Source organism: Streptomyces viridochromogenes (genome assembly GCF_001270495.1).
GTDB lineage: Bacteria > Actinomycetota > Actinomycetes > Streptomycetales > Streptomycetaceae > Streptomyces > Streptomyces viridochromogenes_A.
Genome location: NZ_LGUR01000259.1, coordinates 22,518 through 34,746, shown reverse-complemented (window position 1 = coordinate 34,746; position 12,229 = coordinate 22,518). Strand labels below are relative to the sequence as shown.

The 12,229-nt window shown below is 70.9% G+C and carries 12 protein-coding genes and 2 pseudogenes; 5 read left to right on the top strand and 9 right to left on the bottom strand.

Annotated elements, in window-relative coordinates:
- A partial coding sequence (locus tag ADK36_RS42810; protein ID WP_048586535.1) for an FMN-binding protein occupies nucleotides 1–334 on the bottom strand: 334 nt, incomplete at its 3' end.
- 19 nt (nucleotides 335–353) lie between these two features.
- Nucleotides 354–1,640 (bottom strand): ferredoxin reductase family protein, encoded by a 1,287-nt coding sequence (locus tag ADK36_RS42805; RefSeq protein ID WP_053201465.1) that lies wholly within the window; start codon nucleotides 1,638–1,640, stop codon nucleotides 354–356.
- Nucleotides 1,641–1,846: 206 nt separating this feature from the next.
- Here ADK36_RS42805 and ADK36_RS42800 point away from each other — a divergent pair, with 206 nt between their 5' ends.
- Both ADK36_RS42800 and ADK36_RS42795 read left to right on the top strand, forming a co-directional pair.
- The gene (locus ADK36_RS42800; protein WP_048586534.1) at nucleotides 1,847–2,536 is read left to right on the top strand and encodes a response regulator transcription factor; all 690 of its coding nucleotides are present in this window, start codon (nucleotides 1,847–1,849) and stop codon (nucleotides 2,534–2,536) included.
- A complete protein-coding gene (locus tag ADK36_RS42795) occupies nucleotides 2,533–3,999 on the top strand; it encodes a sensor histidine kinase (protein WP_048586527.1) in 1,467 nt (488 codons plus the stop codon). Before ADK36_RS42800 ends, ADK36_RS42795 begins: the two co-directional genes overlap by 4 nt.
- 30 nt (nucleotides 4,000–4,029) lie before the next feature.
- Here ADK36_RS42795 and ADK36_RS42790 read toward each other — a convergent pair whose 3' ends face one another.
- Nucleotides 4,030–4,296: a hypothetical protein gene (locus tag ADK36_RS42790; RefSeq protein WP_234330086.1), complete on the bottom strand. Its 267-nt coding sequence runs from the start codon at nucleotides 4,294–4,296 to the stop codon at nucleotides 4,030–4,032.
- A gap of 33 nt (nucleotides 4,297–4,329) precedes the next feature.
- Nucleotides 4,330–4,657: pseudogene (locus ADK36_RS50835) on the bottom strand (hypothetical protein); the annotation flags it as partial.
- A 209-nt stretch (nucleotides 4,658–4,866) separates the two neighbouring features.
- On the opposite strand from ADK36_RS50835, the gene ADK36_RS42785 reads away from it, so the two are divergent.
- From ADK36_RS42785 to ADK36_RS42775, 3 genes are read left to right on the top strand one after another with little or no spacing between them, the layout of a single operon-like run.
- Entirely contained in the window at nucleotides 4,867–6,027 is a 1,161-nt protein-coding gene (locus ADK36_RS42785; RefSeq protein WP_078916701.1) for an ABC transporter ATP-binding protein, read from the top strand.
- Nucleotides 6,024–6,710 carry an ABC transporter permease gene (locus tag ADK36_RS42780; protein WP_048586525.1) on the top strand — a complete coding sequence of 229 codons (687 nt, stop codon included), beginning with the start codon at nucleotides 6,024–6,026 and terminating at the stop codon, nucleotides 6,708–6,710. Before ADK36_RS42785 ends, ADK36_RS42780 begins: the two co-directional genes overlap by 4 nt.
- On the top strand, nucleotides 6,707–7,375 hold the full coding sequence (locus tag ADK36_RS42775) for an ABC transporter permease (RefSeq protein ID WP_053201462.1): 669 nt from the start codon (nucleotides 6,707–6,709) through the stop codon (nucleotides 7,373–7,375). Before ADK36_RS42780 ends, ADK36_RS42775 begins: the two co-directional genes overlap by 4 nt.
- Here the strand turns inward: ADK36_RS42775 and ADK36_RS42770 are convergent.
- The 5 genes and pseudogenes from ADK36_RS42770 to ADK36_RS42750 all read right to left on the bottom strand — a co-directional run bounded on the left by ADK36_RS42770 (nucleotide 7,372) and on the right by ADK36_RS42750 (nucleotide 11,956).
- Nucleotides 7,372–7,788, bottom strand: a complete 417-nt coding sequence (locus ADK36_RS42770; RefSeq protein WP_048586523.1) for a RidA family protein — start codon at nucleotides 7,786–7,788, stop codon at nucleotides 7,372–7,374. The genes ADK36_RS42775 and ADK36_RS42770 overlap by 4 nt on opposite strands.
- 46 nt (nucleotides 7,789–7,834) lie before the next feature.
- Complete coding sequence (locus tag ADK36_RS42765; protein ID WP_048586522.1) at nucleotides 7,835–8,464, bottom strand: GTP-binding protein; 630 nt, start codon at nucleotides 8,462–8,464, stop codon at nucleotides 7,835–7,837.
- Nucleotides 8,451–8,940: pseudogene (locus ADK36_RS42760) on the bottom strand (DUF742 domain-containing protein). Before ADK36_RS42760 ends, ADK36_RS42765 begins: the two are co-directional and overlap by 14 nt.
- Before the next feature lie 23 nt (nucleotides 8,941–8,963).
- Nucleotides 8,964–9,443 carry a roadblock/LC7 domain-containing protein gene (locus tag ADK36_RS42755; protein ID WP_048586520.1) on the bottom strand — a complete coding sequence of 160 codons (480 nt, stop codon included), beginning with the start codon at nucleotides 9,441–9,443 and terminating at the stop codon, nucleotides 8,964–8,966.
- On the bottom strand, nucleotides 9,440–11,956 hold the full coding sequence (locus ADK36_RS42750; protein WP_234330085.1) for an ATP-binding protein: 2,517 nt from the start codon (nucleotides 11,954–11,956) through the stop codon (nucleotides 9,440–9,442). Before ADK36_RS42750 ends, ADK36_RS42755 begins: the two co-directional genes overlap by 4 nt.
- Between the last annotated feature and the right edge of the window lie 273 nt (nucleotides 11,957–12,229).

Sequence of the window (12,229 nt, the reverse complement as noted above, 5' to 3'; positions counted from 1 at the left end):
CGATGTCCGTGCTCTGTGCTTCCAGTGTCTCGGCGATCAGCTTCGGGACGGCGGCCGTGGTCTGGGGGTGGTTCGGCTGCTGGAGCATCTTCACAGCCGTGATCTTGGAGCCCTGGAAGGTCACCTCGACCTGCACGGGACCCTTCTCGGTCTGCACGGTCGAGCTCTTGACGACCGTAGTGCCGGAACCCGAACCCGACGCGGCGGAGGAGGACGCCGAGGGCGTCGAGGCCGGTGTGGCGGCCTCCGTGGCGGTGCCGAGGGACGGCTCGTAGCGCCAGACCGGGATCAGGCCCACGGCGCTCAGGACCAGGACAGGTATTGCTCGCTTCACGATGTCTTTCCCGTCCCTCTCAGCCGGCCAGGCTGAAACGCTCGAAGTGGACCTGCTGCTTGGGCACACCCAGCTCGCGCAGGCTGCCGATCAACGCGTTCATCATGGGTGGCGGGCCGCACAGGAACACGTCCCGGTCGGTGATGTCCGGCACCAGCCGCGCCAGCTCCGCCGGGGCCAGCTGGTCGGGGACGGGCGGTCCGGTCACCAGGTGCAGCTCGGCGCCCTTGGCGTGGGCGAGCTCCACCAGCTCGCCGTACAGGACCGCGTCCCGGTCCGTGGCGACCCGGTAGATCACGACCGCGTGGCCGTGCAGTTCCTCCAGCAGCGCCCGGATGGGGGTGACGCCGACGCCGCCCGCGATGAGCACGGCCTCCGGCCGGGTGCGGTGCATCGTGGTGAAGGCCCCGTAGGGGCCCTCGGCGAAGACGCGCGTGCCGACCTTGAGGTGCCTCAGGCCCGCCGAGCCGGCACCGGCCGCCTTGGCGGTGAGCCGCAGCTGGTTGCCGTCGGGCGCGGCCGACAGGGAGAACGGGTTGGCCTGCCACCAGCGGTCCTTCGTCAGGAACCGCCACAGGAAGAACTGGCCGGCCCGCGCGGGCAGCTTGTCCAGGTCGCGGCCGGTGACGTAGACGGAGACGACGTTGTCGGACTCGGCGACGACCGCGGAGACACGCAGCTGGTGGCGCCAGTTACGCCACAGCGGCAGGACCAGCCGGCCGACGAACACCGAGGCGAGGGCGACGCCCCACACCGCGTACCAGTACGCCGTGGCGGCCGAGGAGGAGGTGAAGGACGTACCGACCGCGACCTGGTGCGTGAACGCCAGGACCACCGCGACGTAGGTGTACAGGTGGATGAAGTGCCACGTCTCGTACGCCAGCCTGCGGCGCGCGAACCGGGCCGACACCACGCCGATCACGATGATGATCCCCAGCGCGACGACGGCGCGCAGCACGCCCTCGACCGTCTCCGCGAGGTCGATCAGCTGGTTGACCGGGTCCAGGGAGGACGACTCGGCGTAGCCGAAGGTGATGAACACGGCGTGCGCGAGGAGGGCCCACAGGACGCTGAAGCCGGTCCAGCGGTGCCAGGAGGTCAGCCGGTCCATGCCGATCCGGCGGTCCAGCCAGGGCAGCCGGGCCACCAGCAGCAGCTGGAAGGCCATGAGCAGGGCGCCGAACAGGCCGGTGAGGCGGCCGAGCACGATGAGGGTGTTCGAGGCGAAGCCGGCGGCGAAGAAGAAGTAGAGCACCACGGCCACGTTCGCGGCCAGCAGGGCGTACAGCCCCGTGCGGGCGACCACCCTGGGGCGTATCGCCGTGGGAGGCGCAGGGGGCGATTGGACGGTCGTCGTCACGGGTGACAGCTCCTTGATCTCGTCTGTGGATACCGAGCTTGTCCGGCCGCAGCTGTCGAAAAGCTGTCGTACATCTTTCAAGTGTTTATCGATGTGGTCGCGGTGCACGACCCGCACCCGAGGAGCGGCGCCCGGTGCCGCACTATGAACGGGTGGAGAAAGTACGCCTACTGGTCGTGGACGACGACCCGCCCATCGCCGATCTCGTCGCGACGGTCGCCCGCTACGAGGGCTGGCAGGCGATCACCGCGAACTCCGGCGAGGAGGCGCTGCGGCTGGCCGCCGAGTTCCATCCGGACATCGTGGTGCTGGACCTGATGCTGCCCGACGTGGACGGTTTCGGCGTCCTGGACCGGCTGCGCGGCGCCGGGACGATGGTGCCCGTGGTGTTCCTCACCGCCCGCGACGGGGTCGCCGACCGGGTGGCCGGGCTGACCCGGGGCGGCGACGACTACCTGGTCAAACCGTTCGCGGTGGAGGAGCTGATGGCCCGGCTGCGGACCGTGCTGCGGCGCAGCGCGGGACCCGGCTTCCAGCGTTCCGTCCTTCGGGTGGCCGACCTGACGATGGACGAGGACACCCGCGAGGTGCGCCGCGGCGACAAACTGCTCACGTTCACGCCGACCGAGTACGAGGTGCTGCGCTATCTGATGCGCAAGTCGCCGACCGTGCTGACCAAGGCGCAGATCCTCGACCATGTGTGGGAGTACGGCTTCGGCGGCCGCTCCAACGTCGTCGAGCTGGTCGTCAGCAGGCTGCGCCGCAAGCTGGAGGACACCGGCACCCCGCTGATCCACACCGTCCGGGGCTTCGGGTACGTGATCCGGCAGGCGGCCGAGTGATCGGGCGGCTGCGGCGGACCTACCGTGCGATGCGGCTCGGTACCCGGCTGGCGCTGGGCCTCGGGGTGCTCTCGCTCGTGGTGTTCGGCGTCGTGGGCACCGCGCTGACGACGTACATGCGCGACTATCTGTCGGCCCAGCTCGACACCCAGCTGGCGCAGGGCCAGATCGCCCAGTCCAAGTCCATCGCGGACTACGGCACGCTGTCCGGCAAGAAGTACTACAGCTGGTTCTACGCCGTGTACGACGTGGCGGACGGCAAGCCCGAGCTGCGCAGGCCCGAGGACCCCGCGGACCTGCCGGAGGACGTCGACGACTTCACCTCCTTGGCACGGGCGCAGACCACCGCTCACACCGAACTCGTGCGCACCGAGCACCTCCGCGGCAAGGGCGAGTACCGGCTTCGCGCCTGTGAGGTCGAGCCCGGAGTGGTGCTGGTCAGCGCCGCGCCCATGGAGGACATCGATGACACCGTGGGCCAGCTGATCACGATCCAGGTGGTCACCTTCGGGCTCGCGCTGCTGGCCCTCGTCGTCTTCGGGCGGGCCATGCTGCGGCGGGGCCTGAAGCCGCTGAGCGACATGGCGCACACCGCCCGCGGCATCACCTCGCACGACCTGACGGACTCGGCACGGCTGCCGGTGCGGCACGACAAGCGCAGCGGCGGCCCCGAGGTCGAGGAGCTGCGCACCGCGTTCAACACGATGCTGGAGCACATCGACGACTCCCTCGCGGTGCGCGCGGAGGCGGAACAGCGCCTGCGCCGCTTCGTGGCGGACGCCTCGCACGAGCTCCGTACGCCTCTGATGTCGGTACGGGGCTATGCCGACCTCTTCCAGTACGCCGCCGCCAACGCCCCCGAGGAACGGGACAAGCACCTGGCCCGGCTGCGCGCCGAAGCCGCCCGCATGGGCTTCCTGCTCGACGACCTGCTGCTGCTCGCCCGCCTGGACGCCGCGGAGGTGGAGACGCCGCTGCGCCTCCAGGAGGCGGATCTGGTGGGCCTGGTCGGGCAGGCGGCGGACGCGTTCCGGGTCACCCACGCCGACCACCCCCTGACGCTGGCCCCCGGCCCCGGTTCCCTGAAGCTGCGCCTGGACCCCCAGCGCATCCGCCAGGTCCTGGACAACCTCCTCACCAACGCGGCCATGCACACCCCGGCCGGGACTCAGGTGTCCGTGGCGGTGTCGGTCGCGAACGGCGCGGCCCAGGCCCGGATCGCCGACGCCGGCCCCGGCATCCCGCCCGCCGACCGTGAACGCGTCTTCGACCGCTTCTACCGCGTCGACAAGGCCCGCAGCCGCGACCGGGGCGGCAGCGGTCTGGGACTCGCGGTCGCGCAGTCCCTGGTGCGCGCGCACGGCGGCCGGATCGACCTGACCAGCGAGCCCGGGGCGACGGTGTTCACGGTGACGATCCCGTTGGCGGTGGACAGGGCGCGGCCGGCCGACGCGGGCCGGTGAGGGGGCCTCTCCCGCCGGCCCACGCAGTCGTCAGCCGACGTCGGAGGCGTCCAGGCGGTACAGGCCCTCGTAGTTGCTCACAGCCGTGCCGTTCTTCTCGACCCAGGTCGCGATCTCGGAGTTCGTGCTTCCCTGGCCGCTGTCGCTGACGACGATGTAGTGCAACTTGCCCGCGCTCACCAGGCTCTTGAGCCTGGCGAGCGTCATCGCCTCGTCGGTGCCGGACCAGCTGCCCATGGAGATCACGGGCTCACCGGACTCCAGGATGATCGAGGAGGCGGTCTGGTCGGTGGCCACCGCGACCAGCCAGGTGGCGCCGTTCTGGTTCTACAACAACGCCACCGAGCCGACGCCCACGGCGACCATCGGCAGCATCAACTGCCAGGTGCCGTAGCCGAACGCGCGGGCCGACAGGCCCATCACCCACAGCGCGAAGGGCGGTTTGTCGACCGTGATGAAGCTTCCGGAGTCCAGCGCGCCGAAGAAGAACGCCTTCCAGCTCTGCGTGCCGCTGTAGACGGCCGCGTTGTAGAAGGTGTTGCCGGCGAACGGGGCGGGCCCAACGGGGGTCCCTCGGCGGGCCGGTGAACAACCGGCGGGTGCCGGTGTTCCGGACGGGTGCGGAGGGCGGTGCGAGAGTCGTCGTGGCAGCGACCATCGGGGCCGCTTCTGGGGGATCCCTGAGCCCGCGCTGAGGGAAGAGTGAGAATCAGCGAACTCACAGGTCGGTCACAGCGGAGCGGAGCCGGACGGGCCGCAAACCCGCAACACAATCCCGCAACACGACACGTCTAGACTCTCTCAACGGCCCGACGCCCGTGGTCAAAAGCGGGCGAAATCTGCCAGACCCGAAGGGTATTCGGCGTTTTGATACGGATAGATTCAGTCACCAAGCGGTACCCGGACGGCACGGTGGCGGTCGACCGACTGTCGCTGGACATACCCGACCGCTCGATCACCGTTCTCGTGGGGCCGTCGGGCTGCGGGAAGACGACCACGCTGCGGATGATCAACCGGATGGTCGAGCCCAGCGAGGGCACCATCCTCCTCGACGGCGTGGACAGCCGGCAGCAGCCGGTCAACACCCTGCGCCGGTCCATGGGATACGTCATCCAGAACGCCGGTCTCTTCCAGCACCGCACCATCCTCGACAACATCGCCACCGTGCCCCGCATGCTCGGCTGGGGCAAGGAGAAGTCCCGGGCACGGGCACGGGAGCTGATGGAGCGGGTCGGGCTCGACGGGGCGCTCGCCAAGCGGTACCCCTACCAGCTGTCCGGCGGCCAGCAGCAGCGCGTCGGCGTGGCGCGGGCGCTCGCGGCGGATCCTCCGGTGCTGCTGATGGACGAGCCGTTCTCGGCCGTCGACCCCGTGGTGCGCAAGGGGTTGCAGGACGAACTCCTGCGGATCCAGGAGGAGTTGGGCAAGACCATCGTCTTCGTCACCCATGACATCGACGAGGCCGTCAAGCTCGGCACGATGGTCGCCGTGATGCGCACCGGCGGCAAGCTCGCCCAGTTCGCCCCGCCCGCCGAGCTGCTGTCCCACCCCGCCGACGCGTTCGTGGAGGACTTCCTCGGCGCCGACCGCGGTATCCGACGGCTGTCCTTCTTCCCGTCGGCGGGCCTTGAGCTGCTGGCCTCCCCGATCGTCGCCGTGGACGCCACCGCCGAGCAGATCGCCGCCGCCGGCGCGGCCGGCGCCCCGTATCTCCTCGTCACCGATGCCGACGGCAAGCCCCTCGGCTGGAGCGAGCCGCGGGAGCTCACCGCCGGGGAGATCAAGACCGACCGACTGCTGTCGTACGGGCGCCCGTTCGTGACCGGCGCCGACTCGCTTCGTGCCGCGCTCGACTGTGCCGTGCTCTCGCCCACCGGGTGGGCCGTCGCCGTGGACGCCGAGGGCCGGGCCGCCGGGGTGGTCTCGCAGCAGGTCATCGGCGAGGCCATCCGGGGTGCGCACGCGGAGCGCCGTGCGGACGCGGAGCCCGGTGCGGACGGTGGCGAGATCCAGAAGGTCGCGCCATGAGCGAACTCTTCGATCTGCCGAGCGACCTCCAGAACAGCTACTTCGGACTGGTCGGGCTGCACCTGCGCGAGGCACTGATCCCGGTGCTCGCCGGGCTGCTCGTGGCTCTCCCCGTCGCACAGCTGTGTGTGCGGGTGCGCTGGCTGTACGCGCCCGTGCTGTGGGTGACGACCGTGCTGTACGCCATCCCCTCCCTCGCCTTCTTCGTCATCCTCATCGACTACACCGGCCTGAGCGAGCTCACGGTGATGATCCCGCTGGCCGTCTACAGCCTGGTGGTGCTGGTCCCGGCGATCGTGGACGGGGTGCGGTCGGTGCCGCAGGAGACGCTGGCCGCCGCCACCGCCATGGGCTTCGGGCCCGTACGACGCTACGTCCAGGTGCAGTTGCCGATCGCGGCGCCGGCCATCATCGCCGGGCTGCGGGTGGCGTCCGTGTCGAGCGTCTCCCTCGTCAGCGTCGGCATGCTGATCGGCAACGAGGGCGCTCTGGGCAACCTGCTCAACAGCGGCCTGATCTACAACCAGCCCCGCCTGATCTGGCTCTCCGTGGTGGGCACGGCCGTCCTCGCCCTCCTCGTCGACGCCGCGCTGATCGGCCTCCGTGTGCTGCTGACGCCCTGGATGCCGCGCGCCACCCGCAGGAACGCCCGCCCGCTCGCCGTGAAGGAGGCCGCCCGGTGAACGTCCTGAACTTCATCAACTCCTTCTTCAGCGACAACGCCCACTGGCAGGGCTACGACGGCATCCCGACACGGGTCGGCGAGCACATCGAGTACACGCTGATGGCCCTCGGTATCGCCGCCGCGGTCGGACTGCCGATCGGCCTGGTCACGGGCCACACCGGGCGCGGCGGTAACGCGCTCGCCCTCATCGCCACCTCCGCCCGGGCACTGCCCAGCTTCGGACTGATGGTGCTGATGTTCATCCTGCTGGGCCTGGGCATGGCCCCCGTCATGATCCCGCTGGTCGTGCTTGCCGTCCCGCCCATCCTCGTCACCACCTACGAGGCGATGCGCTCCGTCGACCCCGCCCCGGTGGACGCCGCCCGCGGCATGGGCATGGCCGAGACCGCGGTCCTGTTCCGGGTCGAACTGCCCGTCGCGCTCCCGCTGATCCTCAGCGGCCTGCGCTCGGCGGCCATCCAGATCGTCTCGACGGCCACCATCGCCGCGTACGTCAGCTTCGGCGGTCTCGGCCGCTACATCATCGACGGCCTCTACCAGAGGAACTACGAGAAGGTCGTCGGCGGCGCCACCCTGGTGGCCGCCATGGCACTGGCGACCCTCGGGTTGTTCTGGGCGCTGGGGCGGCTCGCGGTGTCGCCGGGGGTGCGCAGGCGCCACTAACGCGTCGGAGACGGCCGTACGGCGATCGCGTCGACCTCGAACAGCATCCCGGGCAGCGCGAGCGAGGCGACGCCGCTCAGGGTCTGCGCGGGCAGGCGGTCGCCGAAACGGGCGTGCAGCGCCTTGCCGAGGGTCTCCAGCTTGGCGGCATCGTGGTCGACGATGAACGTACCGAGGCGGACCACGTGCTCATAGCCGAGGCCGGCGCCCTCCAGCGCCGACCGCAGGTGGTCGAAGGCCAGCTCCACCTGGGCGGCGAAGTCTCCGGGTACGGGCGCGCCGTTGCCGTCGGAGGCGTACTGGCCGCCGATGAAGACGAGTTCGCCGGGCGCCGAGACGGCGTGGCTGTAGCCGAACGGAGTCGGGTCGTGCAGGGCGGGCGGGTTGGTGATGGTGCGCTCGTCGAGGCTCATGGCAGGTGCCAACAGCCATGCGTGCGCGGGCATTCCACGGTCGCCGTCATCCCTCCGTGCGAGCCAGCGCCAGTTCCAGTACGACGAGCAGCGCGTCCCGGACCGAGCCGCGCTCGCGGGCGTCGAAGACGACGACCGGGACGCCGTCGGTGACGTCGAGGGCCCAGCGGATCTCCTCCAGGGTGTGCTCGACCCTGCCGTCGAAGGCGTTGGCGGCCACCGCGAAGGGGATGCCCCGGTGCTCGAAGTAGTCGACGGCGGCGTAGCAGTCGTCGAGGCGCCGGGTGTCGACGATGACGAGCCCGCCGACCGCGCCCTCGACGATGTCGTCCCACATGAACCCGAACCGCTCCTGCCCGGGTGTGCCGAACAGATACAGCTTCAGGGTGGGGTCGATGGTGAGGCAGCCGAAGTCCATGGCCACGGTGGTCGTGGTCTTGAGCGGGGTGTGCGTGAGGTCGTCCACGCCCGCCGCGACCTCCGTGATGGCGGCCTCGGTGGTCAGCGGCTCGATCTCGGAGATCGAGCCCACGGCGGTGGTCTTGCCCACGCCGAAGCCGCCCGCGATCACCATCTTGACCGGCAGCGGCGGTCGTACGGTGGCCGCCCGCGCGGCAGGTGCGCCTGGGGGTCCCCCCGGCCGGAGGCTGGGGGAGGCCGGTTCAGTCGTCGTCACGGAGTGACCCCTCGTGAGTCGGGGATGGCGCGCAGGCCGGCGATGACCCTGCGCAGAACGGATGCGTCGTGGACGACGTCGGAGTCGGGCACGTGCACCGTCAACTGCCCCGCGGCGCGCAGATCCTCGGCGAGGACGCGCACCACGTTGAGGTGCAGCCGCAGCCGGGCCGCGATCTCCGCGAGGGACTGCGGCAACCGGCAGACGGCCACGATGTCGTGCTGCTCGAAGGCGAGCCGTTCGAGCGAGTCGATCCCCTCGGTGGTGGCCACCACCTGGGTCTCGACGGGCATCGACCGGCCGTCGGCGTCGGCCGCCACCCGGCCGGCGGTGACCAGGAACGGCCGCACGGCGGAGGCGGGGCCGACCGGCTCCGGCCGCCCTTCGGCGCCGGACCCTTCGGCGTCCGACCCGTCGGCGTCCGAGCCGTCGGGTTCTGCCCCGTCGGGGTCCGGCGTTGGGGTGCCGTCCGCCATGAGGTTGTCCGTCCTCCTCGACGTCAGCGGGCCGACGCGGCGCCGACGCTGTTCTTCAGCTCCAGCACGAGCTGCGGGCTGAGCGCGGACCCGGCACGGTTGGCGAACACGGTCATCTCGTAGGCGATGTTGCCCAGCTTGGCCTCCTTGTCCGTGACCACGCCGAGCACGGCGCCGCTGCCGATCGCGGAGACCAGGACGTGACCGCCCTCCAGGTCGATGATGACCTTGTTGAGGCCGCCGAGGCCGTAGTTGCCGGACGCGCCGGCGGCCAGGCTGGTGATGCCGGAGACGATCGCGGCGAGCCGTTCGGAATCGGCGTGCTCACGCAGCTCCGACACCGCGATGAGCAGGCCGTCGGACGAGACCGCGATCGCGTCGACGACACCGGCCGTCTCCTTCGCGAAGCGATTCAGCAGCCAGGTGAAGTCGGCCGCGGCGGCCTGTAGTTCGGCCTGCGTGGGGCCTCCCGCCGGGGTGCCACCTGTCGACGACGTGCTCACTGCTCCGCTCCTTCCGGGGGGTCGTTCTGGTCTTGCTCATGGGGGGTTGGTACTCGGGTCGCGGCGAGGACGGAGTGCTCTCCGGTGTCGCCGTTCCGAATGTCGTGATGCGCGCGTTCCACGGCGGCCTCGAACTCGTCGAGCGAGGCCCGCACGGCGTCCGCGTCGAGCGTCCGCGCCTCCTGCCGCAGCGCCGCCTGCCGTTCGGATGCCTCGGCGGTCGTACGCAAGGTCGCGCCGCGCACGCGGCGACGAAGGGGGCGGGTCTCGGCGACGGCGTCGCCGTTCCGGGACGGCGGTTCCTCCGTCGCCGTCGGCCCACGGTGCGAGACCCGGCGGGGCAGCGGCCGCAGGCCGTCACCGCCCGCCTTGTCGTGCGCATCGCTGTCCGGCCGTACGGCCTCCCCCGGCAGGGCGGCCGACGGCCTGGGCCCGGAGGCGAGGACCGCGGGCGTCACGGCGGCGGACGGCGTGGGGGCGGACGTAGCGTCGGCGGGCGTCGCGTCGGCGGGTGTCGCGTCGGTGGTGACCGCCGCCAGGGCCGCCGTAGCCGTCGATCCCGTCGTGCTCCCCGTCACCAGCAGCGATGTCGGCACCGTCACCTCGGCCGTGACGCCACCACCCGGCGTCCGCGACAGCGTGACCGCGATCTCCCAGCGGCGCGCCAGGGCGCCGACCACGAACAGGCCGAGCACCTTCGTCGGTACGAGGTCGAGTCGTTCGCGGCGGATCAGCCGGGCGTTCTCCTCGTCGAGGCGTTCGGGGGTCATGCCCAGGCCGTGGTCGGAGACGACGATCACCGCGTCGTTGCCGGACCTCGCCACCGTCACCTCGACCGGGCTGCCCTCCGGCGAGAACGACACCGCGTTCTCCACGAGTTCGGCCACCATCAGCGTCAGGTCGCCGATGGCCTCCGGCTCCACCATGGCCTCGGTCCGCGCGCGCAGCTCCACGCGCTGGTAGCCCTCGATCTGGCCGAGTGCGGCGCGTACGACGGTGGTGAGCGCGCTGGGACCGGAGTCGAGGACCGTCTCGTGGATGCCGGCGAGCAGCATCAGGCTGTCGGCGTTGCGGCGCAGGCGGACCGCGATGTGGTCGATGGAGTACAGACGCTCAAGGAGCGCGGGATCCGTCTCGCCCCGCTCCACCGCGTCGATCAGGGAGAGCTGGCGGGTGGTCAGGTTGCTGACCCGGCGGCCCACGTTGCCGAACATCTCGGCGACGTTGCGCCGGCTGAGCACCTGCCGCTCCAGCAGCGCGGTGGCCATCGTCTGCACCTGGTTGAAGGTCTCGGCGAGTTCGCCGATCTCGTCGCGTGCCGTCACCGGCACCGCGCCCAGCCGGGGCGGACCGTCGTCCTCGGCGTCGTCGTCGGCCACCCGGGCCAGCTCGCGCTCGGCGACCTCGGCGACCTGCCGCGCGGCCCCCGTGAGGGCCTGCACGGGGCGGACCACCGAGCGGCGCACCAGCATGGCGAGGACCAGCCAGAGCGCGAAGCCGAACAGGGCGACCCCCAGCAGCAGGAGCGCGCGCCACGCCGCCTGGTCCGAGGCGCTCTCGGCCTGGTCGGCGATCTGGTCGATGAGCGAGGTGGTGATCGCCAGCCGGGTCCTGGCCTGGTCGCGGTAGGCGCCGTAGGAGTCGAGCGCCTCCTTGAGCGACGCGCGGATCTCGGCGGGCGACCCGGCCTGCACCGCGCCCGGGTCGATCTGCAGCTCGGCGTACTGCCGGCTGATGACGGTCTGTGCGCTGGTGTACTTGATCCCGTCGAGCGTGTCCGCCTGTGCCTCGGTGGCGAACCGGGCGAAGCGCTCGGCCTGGTGGGTGTACTCGTCGTAGGCGCCGATCGCGCCGATGAACTCGATGAGTGCGTTGGAATCACCGGTCGACGCGGAGAAGACGCCGGTCTCGAAGGCACTGTGGGCGGCGCCCGCGCGCAGCAGCGAGTCGAGCAGGTTGCCGGTGAAGGTGGTCGCGAGATCCGGGTTGCGGTCCAGGGCCAGGCCGTCGATCAGCCCCTGCGCGGCGTGGGTGTAGGCGGGGTCGATGTTGCTGGCGGGCAGATAGCCCTTCTCGACGGTGTCGCGCAGGCTGCTCAGGCCCTCGATCCCGCGCAGGGCCTGTGCCTCGGTCTCCGGCAGCCGTTCCCCGAAGGCCTCGCGCACCCGCTGGATCTGGGCGTTCACGCTGGACTGCGCCGTGCGGTAGACGGTGGACGACGGCTCACCGCCCCGGGCGGCCTCGTGCCGTACGGAGAGCAGGATCGCCTGCTGGTGTTCGGCGGCCAGCCGGTCGACGAGGGTCGCGACCTCGACGCTCTCCCGGACCAGGCGGGCGGCGTCGGCGGCGTCGCGCGACTGCGCGGTCTGGTCGGCGATGAGGTAGGCGAGGAGGGCCACGACCACGGTCAGCGGCACCCCGACCAGGAGGTTGAGCTTGCGCCGGAAGGGCCAACGGTCGGCGAAGCCACGTATACGACGCGGACGGGGCACGCCCACTTCACGAGTGGCCACCCTGCCTCCTTCGTGGGCGTCACACGGCGCGCGAAGCTCGCACATGACCGTTGTTGATCGAGTATGAAACGGCTTTCTGCGGGGGACGGTACCGCTCCTTGATCACCGTGACCGGAACTGTACGTCAAGAATCCATTACGACCCCCTGCACCCCAACCGTCCCGCCTGCACATCAGAGCGCAACTGTCCGCTACCTTCCGATTTTTGAGGCCAATCGGTGACCTGACCGCTCTTGACTGACCGAGAACCCGCTGGATTGGATCAGTGGAAGAG

Bases quoted from the DNA above. Each gene is read 5' to 3' on its own strand.
- ADK36_RS42780 (WP_048586525.1), top strand. From the start codon at position 6,024: ATGAGCGAACTCTTCGATCTGCCGAGCGACCTCCAGAACAGCTACTTC.
- ADK36_RS42770 (WP_048586523.1), bottom strand. From the start codon at position 7,788: ATGAGCCTCGACGAGCGCACCATCACCAACCCGCCCGCCCTGCACGAC.